Genomic DNA, 16,365 nt, shown 5'->3' on the forward strand with positions numbered 1-16,365 from the left:
ATGTTCGTCGTCGAATCGCCGCTGCCTGCCACGGAAGCGGCCGAAACGGTCAACCCGTCGCATCGCCCCGCCCGGTTCCGCCGGGCGGGGCGGTTCGCCATGCCGTACCTGTATCTGGCGCCCGCGCTGGCGTTGCTGGTCGTGTGGATCTACCGGCCGCTGGTCCAGGCGGTCGAGCTGTCCACGTATTCGTGGAACCTGCTGCCGACCTCACCGATGAAGCCGGTCGGCACCGGCAATTACGAACGGCTGCTGGATCTCCCGGCCTTCTGGGATTCGGTGGGCCGCACCGGGGTGCTGATCGTGGGCATGCTGCCGTTCACGGTGCTGCTCCCGCTGCTCATCGCGCTGGCCAGCCGACGGGTGCACGGCCGGGTGCGGACGGTCTACCACGCGTTCGTCTTCGCGCCGTTCCTCGTCGCGCCGGTCGCGGCGGCGGCGGTGTGGCGCTGGCTGCTGCATCCCGGCAGCGGCTTCGTCGATCAGGTTCTGCGCTCGAATCGCAACTGGGTCTACGACGTGGACACCGCGCACGGGGTGATCATCCTGATCACCGGATGGCAGTTGCTCGGCTTCGCCGTCCTGGTGATCTGGGCCGGGCTGGCGGGTATCAGCGGTGACTACGACGAAGCCGCCCAGGTGGACGGGGCGAGCACCCGGCAGATCCGCCGGTGGATCACCCTGCCCCTGCTGTCGCCCACACTGCTGTTCCTGGTGCTGACCACGGTATTGCTCAGTCCGACATTGACTTTCCCGCTCATCGACTCGATGACGCAGGGCGGTCCGGCGCAAGCGACCACCAATATCTACTACCTGCTGTGGGACTACGCCTTCCACAGCTTCGACGCCGGACTCAGCGCCGCCGCCGGTGTGCTGCTGTTCGCCGGGTTCGGCGTGATCGCGGGTGTGCTGGTGTGGGTCTCGGAAAAGGTTGCCTTCCATGACGATTGACCGATTGCGCACTGCGGGCAGCCATCTGCTGCTGGCCGTCACCGCGGTGCTGTGCGCGTTCCCGATCTACTGGCTGTTCGCGACGTCGCTGCGGCGGCCGGAGGACGTCACCTCGCTGTCGCCGATCCCCTGGCCGATCTCGTTCGCCAACTATGCCGACGCGGCCGACAAAGTCGACGTGGTGGCCCTGATCGGCAATACCTTCTTCGTCGCGGCGCTCTCGGCGGCGGGGCAACTGCTCATCGCGCTGCTGGCGTCCTACGCGTTCGCGATGTACACCTTCCCGTTCCAGAAGGTGCTGTACCTGGCGTTCGTCGGCACCTGGCTGGTGCCGTTCCAGGTGACGATGCTGCCCAACTACGTCCTGCTGACCAAACTCGGGCTGATCAACTCCCTGGTCGGCGTGGTGCTGCCGACGTTGTGCTCGGCGCTCGCGGTGCTGCTGCTGCGCCAGCACATGGCGAGCTTCCCGAAGGAGCTGGTGGCGGCGGCGAAGATCGACGGCCGCTCCTCCTGGTCGATCCTGTGGACGGTGGTCGTGCCGAATCTGCGCCCCGCGCTGGCGGCCTTGGGAATCCTGCTTTTCATCAACGCGTGGAACGAGTACTTCTGGCCCGCGGTGGTGCTGCGCCAGTCCAACAGCGTGTTGCAGCTGGGTCTGCGCAGTTTCATGGGCACCGAGGGCGATCAGTGGGGTCCGATGATGGCGGTGGCCAGCCTCGCCTGCCTGCCGGTGCTGCTGATGTACCTACTGCTGCAACGGCACATCGTCAACGCGTTCGTGCGGTCGGGGTTGAAATAGATCGTCGACGGGGTTTTCGAGGTCGGATAACTTCGAGAACCCCGGTCGGCGATGCCGCCGTCGACCGGGTATTCCCATCATCCGGACGGGCACTGCTGGTGGTGGTCGCCGATCAACGCCGCGGCCGGGGAGTCGATGTGTTCGCGCCGAGCTGGCCGACGGCCATGACACCGCCTCCGATCGCGAAGATCGCGAACTCTGTCCCGGGTTCCGCGTTGTGCTGGAAGAGCGCCGACATGAAGAGCGCGAAACCGACGGCCGCGATCGCCCCGCCGATCCAGATGCACGCTTTCGCCCAAGCAGGGGCTCTCGAGAGGTCATCAGGGCGGGGAACGTCGATGTTGGTGTTGGTGCTGATGTAGTCGCGCCCGACCACCTGGCCCCGGTTGTTCACCACGACCTGACCGCCCTGTTCGAGCTGCGCCACCACACTCGGCGCGTCCAGCTGATCCAGCCGAGCGCGTATTTCGGACAGTTCCCGGGCGAATTGCTCGTCGATCAGGGCTTCGCGCTCGATCGCAGTGGCGACGCGGCGGCGCGCCTGGATACTGTCCGGGTTCTGGGAAAGGATCTCGACGGGCTGACGTCCGAGCCTCCGCGTCACTGTCGCGGTCAGGGCACTGAACGCCTCGTCCAGTTGGGTGTTCAGCCACCTTCCGCTCGCTCCCCCTACCGCTGCGGCCAAATAAGCGGCAATCGCCATTCCGTCGATCATGCTCGCCTCCTCCTGGGCCCACCGAGCAGCACAATGGTCTCATCGAACGAGCGGCCGTGTCTGTTTCTCACGCGACGGAGGCAAGGCCGCCGCCATCGGACGCGGGCCGTCACCGCGTCCGATGGCGGCGGCTTCATGAGGCGACGCGCGACACCGTGGTGAGGGTCCCGATGAGGGCGGTGTCGTGATCCGCGGCGCGGAATCGGGGGTGATCGAGGATGTCGTGCAGGAATTCGGTCGTCGTGGCCACGCCCCTGCCATGGATTCTGGTCTCGGCCAGAGCCCGGCGCATCCGCGCGATGGCCGCGGGACGGTCGGGAGCCCACACGATGATCTTGGCGAGCAGCGAATCGTAGTGCGGCGGAATGGCATAGCCGGGGCCGACATGGGTGTCGATCCGGACGAACGGTCCGCCGGGCAGCGTGCAATCGGCGAGCGTGCCTGGGGCGGGTGCGAATTCGCGCTCCGGATCCTCGGCGTTGATCCGGCATTCGATGGACACACCGCGCGGCGTGGCGACGTCGGCGGACAACGCCAGCGGCAGCCCGGAGGCGATGCGCAACTGCTCGGCGACGAGGTCGATGCCGGTGACCATCTCGGTGACCGGATGCTCGACCTGTAGCCGGCAGTTGACCTCCATGAAGTAAAAATCGCCCCGCTGATCCAACAGGAATTCGAAGGTTCCCGCCCCGACGTAGCCGACGGCTTCGGCGCCGCGCACGGCCGCTGCCCCGATCCGGGCGACGAGTTCCTCGGACAGCCCCGGCGCGGGCGACTCCTCGACGAGTTTCTGGTGCCGCCGCTGCAAGGAGCAGTCGCGCGCGCCGAGATGCCGCACCGTGCCGTGCCGATCGGCCAGGATCTGGACTTCGATGTGCCGCGCCGAGTCGAGGTAGCGCTCCACGTACAGGCGGCCGTCGCCGAACACGGCGGTGGCGTTGGCGCGGGTCTCCTGCCAGGCCGCGGCGAAGTCCGCCGAGTCACGCACGACCCGCATCCCGCGGCCGCCGCCCCCCGCGACCGCTTTGATGATCACCGGGTAGCCGATGTCGTCGGCGAGGGCGTGCGCCTCGTCCACCGTGTCGAGCGGCTCACGGCTGCCCGGCAGCAGCGGCAGCCCCGCCGCGGCCATTAGTGACCGTGCCGTCGACTTGTCGCCGAGATCGGCCATGATCGCGGCGGGGGTGCCGACGAACACGAACCCCTCCGCCTCACACACCTCGGCGAAATCCGGGTCCTCGGAGAGGAATCCGTATCCGGGGTGGATGGCGTCGGCGCCGGTGGCCCTGGCGGCCTCGATGATCGCGGGAATGTAGGAGTAGCTGCGCTTCGCGGGCCCGGGACCGATCCGGAACGCCTGGTCGGCGAGCCGGACGGCGGCCGAGTCGGCGTCGGCCGCGGAATACACCGCGACGGTGGCGATCCCGAGTTCGGCGCAGGTGCGGATGACCCGCACGGCGATCTCGCCGCGATTGGCGACGAGCACCTTGCGGATCGGCCGCACGGTCATCGCACCACCTCGAGCACCAGCAGCGGCGCGCCGTGCTCGACCGCTTCCCCGTTCTCCACCAGGAATTCCGCCACCCGGCCCTCCCTGGTCGCGGTCACCGGGATCATCAGCTTCATCGCCTCGACGATGCCGACCTGCTGACCGGCCCGCACCGGGTCGCCCTCGGCGACGAACGGCGCCGCGCCGGGTTCGGGCGCGCGATAGAACACGCCGACGGTTTCCGCCGTCAGCGTGAAAGTATCCGCGTCCGAACGAGTGTCCTGCGGCGCGGACTCTGCGGGCGCCGCGGGGACCGGGGCGGCCGCCGTGGGTGCGACGGCGACCGGCCCACTGGTGCCGTTGTGCCCATCCCAGCTGATCCGCAGCACCAGCGGGCCGTTGGCGACGGTCACCGAGGTCGGCGCGGTCTCGGCCCGCACGGACAGCGCGTGCCGCGACAGCACGGTCAGCGCCTGGTCGGCGTCGACCGGATTCAGCGCGCGGCCCGCGGGCTCGGTGGTCACGGACTCGGTCATCACTTCTCCTGATCGTTCGTGGACAGTCCGAAGACACGGAAACGGTGGTGGCGCCGGTCGAGCAGTTGCGCCGCCTGGAGTCGCGCCAGATCGGACACGGCGTGGCGCAGCGCCTGACGCAGGGCGGCGGCGGCCGCGGCGGGATCGCGGTGTGCGCCGCCCGGCGGCTCGGGCAGTACGCCGTCCGCGACGCCGAGTTCGAGCAAGGAGGTCGAGTCCACCCGCAAGGCGGCGGCGGCGCGGGGTGCGGCGGTAGCGTCCTTCCACAGGATGGAGGCGCACCCTTCCGGGCTGATCACCGAATAGACCGCGTTCTCGCAGACGATCACTCGATCGGCCACCGCCAGCGCGAGCGCTCCCCCGCTGCCGCCCTCGCCGGTGATCACGGTGACCACCGGCACGGGTAGCCCGGCGAGCAGTTTGAGTGATTCCGCGATGGCGACGGCCTGCCCCTGTTCCTCGGCGGTCACACCGGGGTAGGCGCCCGCGGTGTCGACCAGGGTGATCACCGGAATGCCCAGCTTGGCGGCCAGGCGCAGCACGCGGGCCGACTTCCGGTATCCGGCCGGGGTGGGCATGCCGTAATTGCGCTGCGCCAATTCGGTTGCGGTGTGACCCTTTTGGGTGCCGATAACCACGACCGGCGCGCCGTCGAGGCGGGCCAGCGCGGTGATCATGGCCGGGCAGTCGGCCGACAAGCGGTCGCCGTGTAGCTCCACGAATTCGTCGAACGACGCGGCCAAGTAGTCCAGCGTGGTCGGCCTGGCGAGTTCGCGCGCGGCGCGCACACTCTGCCAGGCGTCGCGCGGGGCGAGCTGGGTCGCGTCGGCGCGGACCGGATTCTCGTCGTCGGCGAACGCGACGGGACGCGAGCTGTCGGCGGCCAGCGCGAGCAGGCGCGCCAGCCGGTCCCGCAGGGCCGAGCGGTGGCAGATCATGTCCACCACACCGTGTTCGAGCAGGAATTCCGCGGTCTGGAAGCCCGCGGGCAGCGTCTCGCCGATGGTCTGCTGGATCACCCGCGGTCCGGCGAAGCCGAGACGCGCGCCGGGTTCGGCGATGATGATGTCGGTGGACGTGGCGTAAGACGCCGCCACGCCCCCGTAGGTGGGATCGGTGATCACCGAGATGGTCAGCACGCCCTCGTCGTCGAGTTCGCGCAGCGCCTGGCTGGTCTTGGCCATCTGCATCAACGCGAGGATGCCCTCCTGCATGCGGGCGCCGCCGGACGCGGTGACCAGCACCAGCGGCACCCGCGCCGCGAGCGCGGTCTCGGCAGCGCCGGTGACCGCTTCGCCGACGGCCGCGCCGAGACTGCCGCCGAGGAAGCGGAAGTCCATGACCGCCAGCACCAGCGGTGCGCCGCCGATCGTGCCGCGCACGCAACGGATGGCGTCGGGCAGCCCGGTGCGACGGCTCGCCTCGGCATGCCGCTCGGGATAGGGCCGGGAGTCGGTGAAGCCGAGCGGATCGACCGCGGTGGCGGACGGCTGGATGTGCCGCGCCGATCCCGGGTCGAGCAGCGCCTCGATGCGCTGGTCCGCGGTCAGCATGCCGTGCCCGTCGCAATCCGGGCAGACCCGGCCCGCGCGCTCGTAGCGTTTGGCGTAGAGCATGGCGGCGCAGGACGGGCACACCATCCAGCAGGTCCGGGTGTCCGGACCCGTCTCCAGTGCGGTCATCGTTCCTCCCTCGGTCGGGGTACGAAGCGGGCGCAGTCGGCGGGTAGCCGCACGCCCGCGGTGCGCAGCTGGGCGACGCGGGTGAGGTAGGCCGCGCCCAGCATCATCTGGTCGGCGATGTCGGCGACGTGCCGGTTGCGCAGCGCCGCCAGATAACTTCCGGCCGCCCAGTTGTTGAACCCGCCCATCGCGGGCCCGCACCAGATCTGGTAATCGGCGACGCGACCGGCCTCGCCGCGAATGCTCCACCCCGACGACAGCCCCAGATACCACCGGAACACCAGCGCCATCTTGCGTTTCGGGTCCGCGTCCGCGCCGGGGAGCTGGGCCGGATCGCGTTCGGTGAAGTAGCTGACGCAGTCCTTCCACACGGCGTCGAGGGGCCGCTGGAACAGCGTGGCCTCGAGCTCGCGGCGCAGCTCGGCCGGGAACGCGTCGATGCCGTCATAGGCGCGGTAGGTGTCGTAGAGCCGCTGCGCGCGGGTGGCGAACATGGTGCCGCGGCGCAGCACCTGCACCTGGACGCCGAGCTCGAACATGTCCGAGGACGGCGCCATGGCGCAGTCGGCGAAATCCGCCTGAGTGAGCAGCTGTTTGGTGGTGTCGCACTGGGCGGCTTCCACGGTGGCCTGATTCACCGAACCGGTCACCACGTAAGCGGCGCCCAGCGCGAAGGCGGCGGCCGCGGCTGCGGGGGTGCCGATGCCGCCCGCCGCGCCGACGCGGACGGCCGCGGCGGCGGGCACGGTGCGGGCCAGTCGATCCCGTGCCGCGATGAGCTCGGGCAGCAGTACCAGCAGTGGTCTGCGGTCGGTGTGACCGCCGGAGTCGGCTTCGGCCGTGATGTCGTCGGCCATCGGCACCTGTTCGGCGAGCCGCGCCTGCTCGGGCGTCAGGTCACCGGCTTCGACCAGTGCGCGCAGCAGCCGTGCGGGAGCCGGACGCAGGAACGGCTCGGCCACCTCCACCCGGGAGACCTTCGCGATCAGGCGGTGGCGCACCTCGACGCGTCCTCGCCGGTCGACGGCCAGCCCCGCCGCCCGGTAACGCACGACCTCACCGGTGAGGCCCATGAACGCCGACGCCTCCACGCAGCGAACCTGGTACCGCAGGCAGGCGTCGACGATCGCGCGCTCCAAGGCGGGCTCGGAGGGGCTGTGGATGAGATTGCACGCGAACGGTTTTCCGACCAGCGTGCGGCTCAGCTCGGCCAGTGCCGCGTCCACCGCGGCGGGTGGAACGCCCGCCGCGCCGTAGGAGGCGAGGTATCCCGCCCGCGCCATCGCCGAAACCAGAGCGGGCGAGGCGATGCCGTTCGCCATCGCGCCCGCCGCGTAGGCCGCTCGCACGCCGTGGGCGGCGGCGAATCGCCGATCACCGAGCTGCTCGGGCGGCAGCGGAGCCACCGCCGCGAGCACCTCCGCGTGTGCCGCGGTGCGCTCGTCGGACGTCGCGCCCATCCGGCCGTCGTGGCGCACGATCCAGCACGGGCGCGTCAGGTCGGACAGGACGGCGGTGATGCCGTCGGCGGTGTCGGCGAGAGTACCGGCCCGGGACGTGGTCATCAGCGCTCCTCCCGCTCGACGAGTTCGACCGCGAGATCGGTCAGCTCATAGATGCGCAGCCCCGGCTTCCACAGCGAACCGTCGGCGACGACGGTGACCCCGCGCGGGCCGCGGTGGATCTCCTTGATGTGGGCCTCGAGTTCTACGGTGCCGTCGGTGGGCAGGAACTGCCCGCGGTAGCGCCAGCTGAACGTCCGGCCTGCGGGGATGCGGAAGACCGGATCGCCGATCGTGTCGGCGAATCCGGCGTCGATCATCCACTCTTGGATCGCGTGGATCACCGATTCCACACCGAGCGAGCCAGGGATCACCGGGTCGAGGTGGAAGTGCCGGGCGAAATACCAGTCGGACGGATCGATCTCGCGCAGCGAATGCAGATATCCGGAGTCGTAGCTGCCGCCGCCGTCGACCACCTCGACCCGGTCGATCAGCGCCAGGGTGCGCCTCGAGCACAGGCGGGCGGCCGGGTTCGCGCGGCGGGCGGCGACATCGATGGTGCGCACCCGTGCGCCCGGGTTCTCCGCCAGCCAGCTCGGCGCGGGGCGTCCCGCGTCGAGTCCGGTCTGGTTGGCCAAGGCCTCGTCGCTGAAGTAGCCGAACATGGTCTCGCCGGTGTAGAACGGCTCGCCGTCCACGCTGAGCGTGTAGTCGAAGGTTTGCAGCGACGAACCGGGCAGGATGGTGGTGGACAGCAGCCGAGAGGACTGGCTGATCGTCTTGTCCCGCAAATCGAGCTGCCGCAGCACGGTGGCGGTGCCGCCCAGGTTGCGCAGGCTCAGGGTGGTGCCGGGCTGGGTGAGCGTGGGACCCGCGTAATAGCCCATCAGCAGCGCCGCCTGCAACGAGGTCTCCATGTAGACGAAGTGCGGCATGGAGTCGTTCGCGGTGTCGCCGTAGTACCAGGAGTCGGCGGGTGAGTCGTATTCGGTGGTGTAGGACGCGCCGTCCAGGTTCCCGCGCTTGCCGTCGAAGTCGAGCACCCGGTCGACCAGCAGCAGGCCGCCGGTCGGCAGACGGGTCGCCCGCACCCCGGTGTACTCCGCGAATTCCGGTCCCATGGCGATTCCTTGGTCACCCCGGGCGAGGTGGGCCATGTGGAACTCGTTGAGCAGCAGGCTTTCCGAAACCTGGCCGGGGCCGACCCCGCTGCCCGGACGCTCCACCACCGTGACCGTGACGTCGAGCGCGCCTTCCGCGCCCGCGACGCGGACGGTGCCGGTGACGTACGGCCGGGGCGCCAAGTCGAGCGCGGTCACCGTCAGCGTGATCGTGCCGGACGCGGCACCCGCAACCGTACCCGTGCATTCGGCGACCAGGGAGCTGCCCGACAGCACCAGCGGCAGGCCCAGATACAGCGCGAACACCTCCGCGACCTGCGTCGCCGCCGCGTGCGGGTCGCCCTCGAATCGTGCTTCGACGCTGCCCTTGCCGGAGCCGCCGTACAACTCGATGCGGGTCACCTCGGTGAGCGCGAGCCGGGTCGAACCGCCCAGCCGGGCCGCCGCCACAGTGCCGGGGCGCCGGTACGCGGAGCCGAAGACGCTCAGCTCACCTTCGGCGAGACGGAGCAGGTCCGCTCGATCCAGGCGCGTGCGGTCGGTGCGAGCAGGCGGCTTGAAGGCGGACTCGGCGGCGGTGAATTCGCCCCGGACGCCGGACGCCTCCAGTCCTTCGTGGACGTGACCGGCCGCCTCGGCTGTGACCGACGAACGGCGCAGCGCTCGCTGCCACACCGCCCGTTGCATGGCCAGCTGCGCGCTCAACGCCGCCCGGTGCGCGGCGACGACGCCGGTGCGGATTTCGGCGAGCGGACCGGCCGCACGCGAGGCGGAGCCGTCGGCATGCGCCGCCCGCGCCTCGGGTTGTGTTCCGGTGACCGCGAGACCGGCGGCCGGGGCCGTCTCCGCGTACCCGGCGAACGGGCTCGCCGGCGTGACCGTGTCGTCGGAGCCCGGCCGAAGCGTCGGCGCCTCGTCGACGCCCTCCCCCGTTTCCGCGAGCGCCGTCACCGGATCGAACGGAATCCCGTCGAATTCCAGGGTTGTCATGCCATCCACCGCCTCACCGAGGTCTGGAACTTCTCCGTCAGATCGGGTGTCGTCACCACGGTGACGTCCGAGAAACGTTGCAGTACAGTGCCATCCGCCGTTGTGGCGGTGGCGTCGATCCGGGCGTCGACACGACCGGCGCGCGGGTTGTCCACGGTGAGCACGAACGGCTCGCTCGCGGGCAGTGGCCGGAAGTAGTCGATCCGCCCGGCGCCGAGCGGCAGACAGGCGCTGCCGAGCAGCCGGTGGCCCAGCACGGGCGGCCCCTGCAGGATCAGGTCGGCCAGGACCGGATCGTGCAGCCGCCCGGCGTAGGCTCCGCCCGCCACGGTCGCGGGGGGCAGTTCGCAGTCGAAGACGATCGCGTCGTCCGAGACCGCCCGGACCCGGCGCAGTCCCTGCAACGCGGGCGCGTGGAACTGGACGGCGTCGCGATAGATGGTCGCCTCGCCGACAGAACCACCCGGCACCGGCTTGCGCGGTGGCCGATCCGGCGTTTCGGCGAGCACGAGGGTCGCGCGGAAGTGGACGGCATTCTCGCCGCGCACCGTCGCCCGCACAGTGGACGCGCCCTCTTCCGGCGCGATTTCCAGTTCCAATTCGTCGAGCGGCCGTTCGAAGACGATGCCTTTGAGCACTTCGAAGTCCCGGACGCCGACCACCGTGCGGCCCGGCAGGCCGCGTTCGGCGAAGTTGATCATCGCGCCGAGCCCGAAGGTCGCGGGCAGCACGATGTGCTCACCGATCCGGTGCGCCGCGATGATCGGGTCCGCGGTGATCCCGGTGATCGTCCGCCGCGCCCGGACTGTGCCGGTGGCGGACGTGGTGTCCGACAACGACTTCGCGGGTCCGATGAGCACGACCGTGTCCGCGGAGCGCGCCTCGGTGAATTGCTCGGTGAACGCCGCCGCGCCCACCTGCGGGTCGAGCAGTTCGACACCGCGCGTCCGGAAGTGTTCCCGCAAGGCGGGAGTCACCATGCCGCCGTCCCACGCACCCCAGTCGATCGCGGTGACATGGCAATTCGGCCGTTGCGCCCGCAGGCTCACCGCGAATCGGGAGAGCGCCTCGTTCGCTGCCGCGTAATCGGCCTGACCGGCATTGCCGAACAGCCCGGCCACGGAGGTGAACAGCACCAGATGACGCAGTTCGCCGAGCGCGCCGAGCACCGACGCCAGTCCGGCGATCTTGGGATCGAGCACGCGCGCGACCGATTCGGCCGTCTTGTCCGTGATCACGGAGTCGGCCAGCACTCCCGCTCCGTGCACGACGCCGGTGATCGAGTCCCGCCACGGTGCGAGCGCGGCGGCGACCGCCTGCTCGTCCGTGGCGTCGACCGCGAGGTACTCGGCGCGGGAGCCGAGCGCGGTCAGCGTCTCCCGGATCTCGCGTGTTGCGCGGATTCCGGACACGGCACGCTCGATATCGCGCGGCTTCGCGCCGGAACCGGCCAGCGCGCGTACTGCGGCGGCCTTGAGATCGGCATCGGAAACCCCTGCCGCCCAATCCGGTTCGGCGGCCGGTTCGGAACGCCCGAGCAGCACGAAGCGTGCCTCGCTGCGCGCGGCCAGCGCCAGCACGCAGGTTGCCGTGACGCCGCGCGCGCCGCCGGTGACCAACAGGACGTCCTCGGCGGTGAGCACGGTGGCATCCTGCTCCGTGCCCGTGCGCACCGGGAGAACGGTGCGTGCGGGCGCGTGCCCGCTCGGCACCGGAGTCCATCGTCGCGCCGTGGTGTCGATGCCGACCTCGAGCGTGTCGCGAGCCGGATCGAACAGCTCGGCGGTCACGAACTCGGCCAGTTGCCTTGCGGAGCAGGCCGGGTCGACGTCGAGCGCCCGGCAGAACAGCTCCGGCTGTTCGGCGGCCAACGTTTTCACCACGCCGCCGATGCCGCCGAGCAGCGCGTGCTCGGGCTGCACGGTGCCGTGGAAACCGAGTGCGCCGTCCAGCCGCGTCACCGTCACGAAGGCCGCTCGGTCCGATCCGCCGCGCAGCAGCGGCACAGTACGGCCGGCCAGGAGGATGCCGTCGGTCAGGCGGCGTTGCGCCAACGCCCAGTCGGCGGTGCCGCCCAGCAGGACGAGGCAGAGGTCGAGCGGCTCGCCGTCCAACCCGTCTGCCGAATCCGTCTGTCGCACAGTCCAACCGAGCCCGCTCAACGCTGCCGCGAGCGCGTCCGATCCGGAGTCCGCTTCGCCGGTCAGGTCGACGAGCACCGCCCGCGCCCCGTCCCGGTAGGGCGCTACCGCCCGATCCGGAGCGGGCAGCGCGACCAGTTCGACGGCGTGCCGCGACGTTCCCGCCGCGGCCTCAGCTTTTGGGTGGACATCACCTCCCGCCGTCCCGGCGAGTTCCACCACGATCTGATCCAGCGTGCGAAGCGTGCCCAACTGCTCCGGGCCCAGACTCGGTAGCTTCGGAAACCGTTCTTGCAACGCGCCGATCACCTGCACTCGTTTGATCGAGTCCACGCCGAGGTCGGCTTCCAGATCCATCGACGGATCCACCATCTCCACCGGATAACCGGTCTTCTCCGCGACCACCTCGCGCAGCGCGCGCCGCAACGCCTCGTCCGTCACTTCAGCGTCGGCCGGGGCGACCGTGCCGTTCGCCGACGTTCCGGCGTCCTGCGCTCCGAGCAGCTCGGCGATCTGATCCAGCGTGCGAAGCGTGCCCAACTGCTCCGGGCCCAGACTCGGCAACTGCGGAAAGCGTTCCTGCAGAGCGCCGATCACCTGCACCCGCTTGATCGAATCCACACCCAGATCGGCTTCCAGATCCATCGACGGATCCACCATCTCCACCGGATAACCGGTCTTCTCCGCGACCACCTCACGCAGCGCGCGCCGCAACGCCGCACCCGAGACCTGGTCGTCGGTGACCACGTGAGCGGTGCCGTTCGATGTCGCTGACGGCGCGGCCGGGGTCGGCGCGCCGGTGGCGCCGAGCAGCTCGGCGATCTGATCCAGCGTTCGCACCGTGCCCAATTGCTCGGGGCCGAGGTTCGGCAGTTGCGGGAAGCGTTCCTGCAGAGCGCCGATCACCTGCACCCGCTTGATCGAATCCACACCCAGATCGGCTTCCAGATCCATCGACGGATCCACCATCTCCACCGGATAGCCCGTCTTCTCCGCGACCACCTCACGCAGCGCGCTGCGCAACGCGTCGCCGGTCACCTGGTCGGCGGGAGCAGCGTGCCCGTTCGTCGCCGGAGCGGGCGCCGCGCCGGGTTCCGGGGCGGGAGCGCGGTGTTCGTCCACGACCATGGCGGTGGCCAGCGGCCGTCGTACCGGCGCGGGCTCGATCGCCGCGCGCGGGGCGGGCGCGGGGCGCGTGACCTGCGTCGATGACCGTGACACCGGCGCGAAGCCGCTCTCCAGCTCGACCAGCTGGGCGAGCACCTCGCTGGCCCGCGCGTGGCTGTGGCTGATCGCGACACCGTGTTCCTTGACCGCTTCGATGGCGCGGACGGTGGCGGCGTCGAGCCTGCCGTCGCCGAGCGCGCCGGCCAGATCGCGGGCCATGTCCAGCTGGCCGTCCAGGAACTGGCGGTGCGTGTGCAGGTGCTGGACGAACGCGCTCTCCAGCGCGTCCGAACCGGTGTCGGCGGGCTGCGGTGTGGGGTACACGGGTGTCTCCGTTGCTGCGGTGGAAGCGGTGGGCACGGCCCGCTGCTCGGCGGGCTGGTGATCGACCACGCTGTCGACCGGAGCGGGAGCCGCCGCGAGCACGCTGAGCCGGTATTCGGCGTCGAGCGCGGCGGCGTAGGACTTGCGCCGGGTGTCGGGCACGTATTCCGGCGCCGACATCGTCACCGTCATGGCGCGACCGGTGACCGCCGCCTCCGGCTCCGGCGCGGTGTGGCGGTTGATGCCGTGCAGGCCGAACCCGAGCACGGCCAGGCGCACCGCCGCGCGGGTCAGCGCGAGATCGCTGTTGCCGATCGGGCCGGAGTCGGTCGCGATGACGACCACGTCGTCGCCGAGGGTGCGCCGCACCAGCGAGGTCAGCACCTGCTTCGGCCCGAACTCCACGAACACGGTGCAGCCCGCGTCGCGCATCGCGGTGAGCGCGGCCACGAATTCGACCGGCTTGCCGAGCTGTTCGGTCAGCACGGCCCGGTTGGCCGCCACGTCGTCGCCGTAGCGGGCGTCCGGCGTGTTGGCGAAGACCGGAGCGTCCGGCGCGCCGATGTGCACCTCGGTGATCGCGGCGGCGAACGCCGCGGTGGCGTGAGCGACATAGGGCGTGTGGAACGCACCGGACACCGGCAGCGAACGGGTCGCCACGCCACGCTCACCGCAGCGCGCGACGACGGCCGCGATCCCCTCCGCACCGCCGCCGACCACGACCTGGTCGGGCGCGTTGTGATTGCAGATCCAGACGTCCTCGACACCGTCGAGCAGTTCCTCGGCGGTCTGCCGGGACGCACCGAGCGCCACCATGGTGCCCGCCTCGACACCCGGCTCAGGCGTCATGGCCACGCCGCGAGCGCGAGCCAGCGCGAAGAAATCGGCCGTGCTGAGCGCACCCGAGGCCCACAGCGCGGTCAGCTCACCGAAGCTGTGCCCGAGGTACCCGTCGGCGTGGAAGCCGTAGTCCGACAGCGCCGTGAACTGTCCTGCGGACAGCGCGCCGATCGCTGGCTGCGCGAATTCCGTTCGGCGCAAGACGCTTTCCTGCTCCGCCGCCACGTCGTCGTCGAACGCGGGCGGCGGGAAGACCACCGACGACAACCGCACCGGCGCGCCCGCGAACACCTCGTTGGCCGCGTCGAACGCCGCGCCGACCGCGGGATTGTTCACCGCCGCGTCCAGCCCCATGTCGACGTACTGGCTGCCCTGCCCGGCGAACAGCGCGCCCGCCTTGCGATCCGGCAGTGCGGCGGCGCGGAAGTACACGCCCTCGGGGTGCTCCCAGTCGGCGGCGTCGGGGTTGCGGACCAGTTCGTCCACCGCGAGCGAACGCAGATGCGCGGCGTTCTCCTCGTCCACCGAGACGAACCCGATGCGCGCGTGATCCTCCGGGATCTCGCCCCCGTCGGACGGCGCGACACTGCGCACCGCATCGATCAGTCCGGACACGTCGGGCGCGTGCCACAGGTGCGCGCGGGCGGTGCGATGCAGCACCGGGTGCGCGGCGCGGTCGGCGTCCGCCTCCTCGAGCACGACGTGGAAGTTGGTGCCGCCGAAGCCGAATGCCGAAGCAGCCGCGCGGCGCACCGGGCGCTGCGGGTCACGGATCCACGGACGCGTGCGGGTGTTCACGTAGTACGGCGCGTCGACGGCGGCGATCTCGGCGTTGGGCGCCGAGACGTTGATGGTGCCGGGCAGCACCTTCTGGTGCAGCGCCAGCGCCAGTTTCATCACGCTCGCGGTGCCCGCGGCGCCCTTGGTGTGCCCGATCTGCGACTTCACGCTGCCGAGGGCGGCGAAGGCCCGCTCCGGCGTCGCGTCGGTCAGCAGCTCCTTCAGCGCGGTGAGCTCGGTCTTGTCGCCGACGGGCGTGCCGGTGGCGTGCGCTTCGATGAGCGCGACATCGGCGGGCGAGATCTCGGCGTCGGCGTAGGCCCGGTCCAGCGCGACGCGCTGGCCGCCCGCGCGCGGGGCGTAGATGCTCTTGGCGCGGCCGTCGCTGGAGGAGCCGAGTCCGCGGATGACGGCGTAGATCCGGTTGCCGTCGCGGCGCGCGTCCTCCAGTCTGCGCAGCGCGAGCATGGTGATGCCCTCGCCGAGCAGCGTGCCGTTGGCGTCGGCGGAGAAGGGACTGATCCGCCCGCTGGACGACAGCGCCCCGACCTTGCTGAAGCACAGGTAGATGAAGATGGTGTTCTCGGTGTCCACGCCGCCGGTGATCATCATGTCCGCGCGGCCGTCCTGCAGTTCGGCGATGGCGGTGCGCAAGGCGGCCAGCGAGGCCGCGCACGCCGCGTCCACGGTGCAGTTGATGCCGCCGAGGCCGAGCCGGTTGGCCACCCGGCCCGCGGTGATGTTGGCCAGCAGGCCGGGGAACGAATTCGCCTCCCACGGCGCGAAAGCCGCGACGAACCGATCGGCGATGGCGTCGGCGTCCGCGTCGGACAGACCGACCGAGCGCGCCGCCTCCTTCAGCACCGGCGTGGACAGCCGCGCGGCCAGCGGGTGCATCAGCGGCACCGGGCCGGTGGTGCCGAGGACCACGCCGGTGCGGCCGGCGTCGTACCAGGCGGAGTCCACCGCGCCCGCGTCGCGCAGCAGGTCACGCGCGACGCCGAGGCTGAGCGTCTGCATGGTGCTGGTCACTTCGAGCTGGTTGGGCGGCAGACCGAATTCCAAGGGGTCGAACTCGATGTCGGGCAGGAACGCGCCCCGGCGCGAGTAGGTCTTGTCCGGCGTCGCGGGGTCGGGATCGAAGTAGTCGTCGAGGCTCCAGCGCGACCCGGGGACCTCGGTGGTGCAGTCGACGCCGTCGACGATGTTCTGCCAATACTCTCGATGATTGTGGGCGTTGGGCAGCAGCCCGGACATCCCGACGATGGCGATCGGGTTGCGCGCCAGGCGTCTGTCGTCTGTCACGGAAATTCCTCTCGAACCGG

Annotated in this window: 9 protein-coding genes; 2 read left to right on the plus strand and 7 right to left on the minus strand. The window is 70.7% G+C overall.

Translation table 11 applies throughout. From position 1 onward, the window contains the following. Both ABZW96_RS19570 and ABZW96_RS19575 read left to right on the plus strand, forming a co-directional pair. Entirely contained in the window at positions 1-951 is a 951-nt protein-coding gene (locus tag ABZW96_RS19570) for a sugar ABC transporter permease (protein ID WP_355076438.1), read from the plus strand. After that, positions 941-1,753, plus strand: coding sequence for a carbohydrate ABC transporter permease (locus ABZW96_RS19575; protein WP_355076440.1), 813 nt, complete (start codon positions 941-943; stop codon positions 1,751-1,753). The genes ABZW96_RS19570 and ABZW96_RS19575 overlap by 11 nt, the downstream gene beginning before the upstream one ends. Before the next feature lie 112 nt (positions 1,754-1,865). Here ABZW96_RS19575 and ABZW96_RS19580 read toward each other — a convergent pair whose 3' ends face one another. The 7 genes from ABZW96_RS19580 to ABZW96_RS19610 all read right to left on the minus strand — a co-directional run bounded on the left by ABZW96_RS19580 (position 1,866) and on the right by ABZW96_RS19610 (position 16,345). After that, a complete protein-coding gene (locus ABZW96_RS19580; protein ID WP_355076442.1) occupies positions 1,866-2,468 on the minus strand; it encodes a hypothetical protein in 603 nt (200 codons plus the stop codon). Between the two features lie 133 nt (positions 2,469-2,601). Beyond that, positions 2,602-3,978: an acetyl-CoA carboxylase biotin carboxylase subunit gene (locus tag ABZW96_RS19585; protein ID WP_355076444.1), complete on the minus strand. Its 1,377-nt coding sequence runs from the start codon at positions 3,976-3,978 to the stop codon at positions 2,602-2,604. Next, a complete protein-coding gene (locus tag ABZW96_RS19590) occupies positions 3,975-4,493 on the minus strand; it encodes a biotin/lipoyl-containing protein (RefSeq protein ID WP_355076446.1) in 519 nt (172 codons plus the stop codon). Before ABZW96_RS19590 ends, ABZW96_RS19585 begins: the two co-directional genes overlap by 4 nt. Beyond that, complete coding sequence (accD, locus tag ABZW96_RS19595; protein ID WP_355076447.1) at positions 4,493-6,175, minus strand: acetyl-CoA carboxylase, carboxyltransferase subunit beta; 1,683 nt, start codon at positions 6,173-6,175, stop codon at positions 4,493-4,495. Before accD ends, ABZW96_RS19590 begins: the two co-directional genes overlap by 1 nt. Beyond that, complete coding sequence (locus ABZW96_RS19600; protein ID WP_355076449.1) at positions 6,172-7,740, minus strand: PfaD family polyunsaturated fatty acid/polyketide biosynthesis protein; 1,569 nt, start codon at positions 7,738-7,740, stop codon at positions 6,172-6,174. Before ABZW96_RS19600 ends, accD begins: the two co-directional genes overlap by 4 nt. Then, positions 7,740-9,788: a beta-hydroxydecanoyl-ACP dehydratase gene (locus tag ABZW96_RS19605; RefSeq protein ID WP_355076451.1), complete on the minus strand. Its 2,049-nt coding sequence runs from the start codon at positions 9,786-9,788 to the stop codon at positions 7,740-7,742. Before ABZW96_RS19605 ends, ABZW96_RS19600 begins: the two co-directional genes overlap by 1 nt. Continuing rightward, a complete protein-coding gene (locus tag ABZW96_RS19610) occupies positions 9,785-16,345 on the minus strand; it encodes an SDR family NAD(P)-dependent oxidoreductase (RefSeq protein ID WP_355076452.1) in 6,561 nt (2,186 codons plus the stop codon). Before ABZW96_RS19610 ends, ABZW96_RS19605 begins: the two co-directional genes overlap by 4 nt. Positions 16,346-16,365 lie beyond the last annotated feature (20 nt).

Source organism: Nocardia sp. NPDC004168, assembly GCF_040610355.1.
Classification (GTDB): Bacteria; Actinomycetota; Actinomycetes; order Mycobacteriales; family Mycobacteriaceae; genus Nocardia; species Nocardia sichangensis.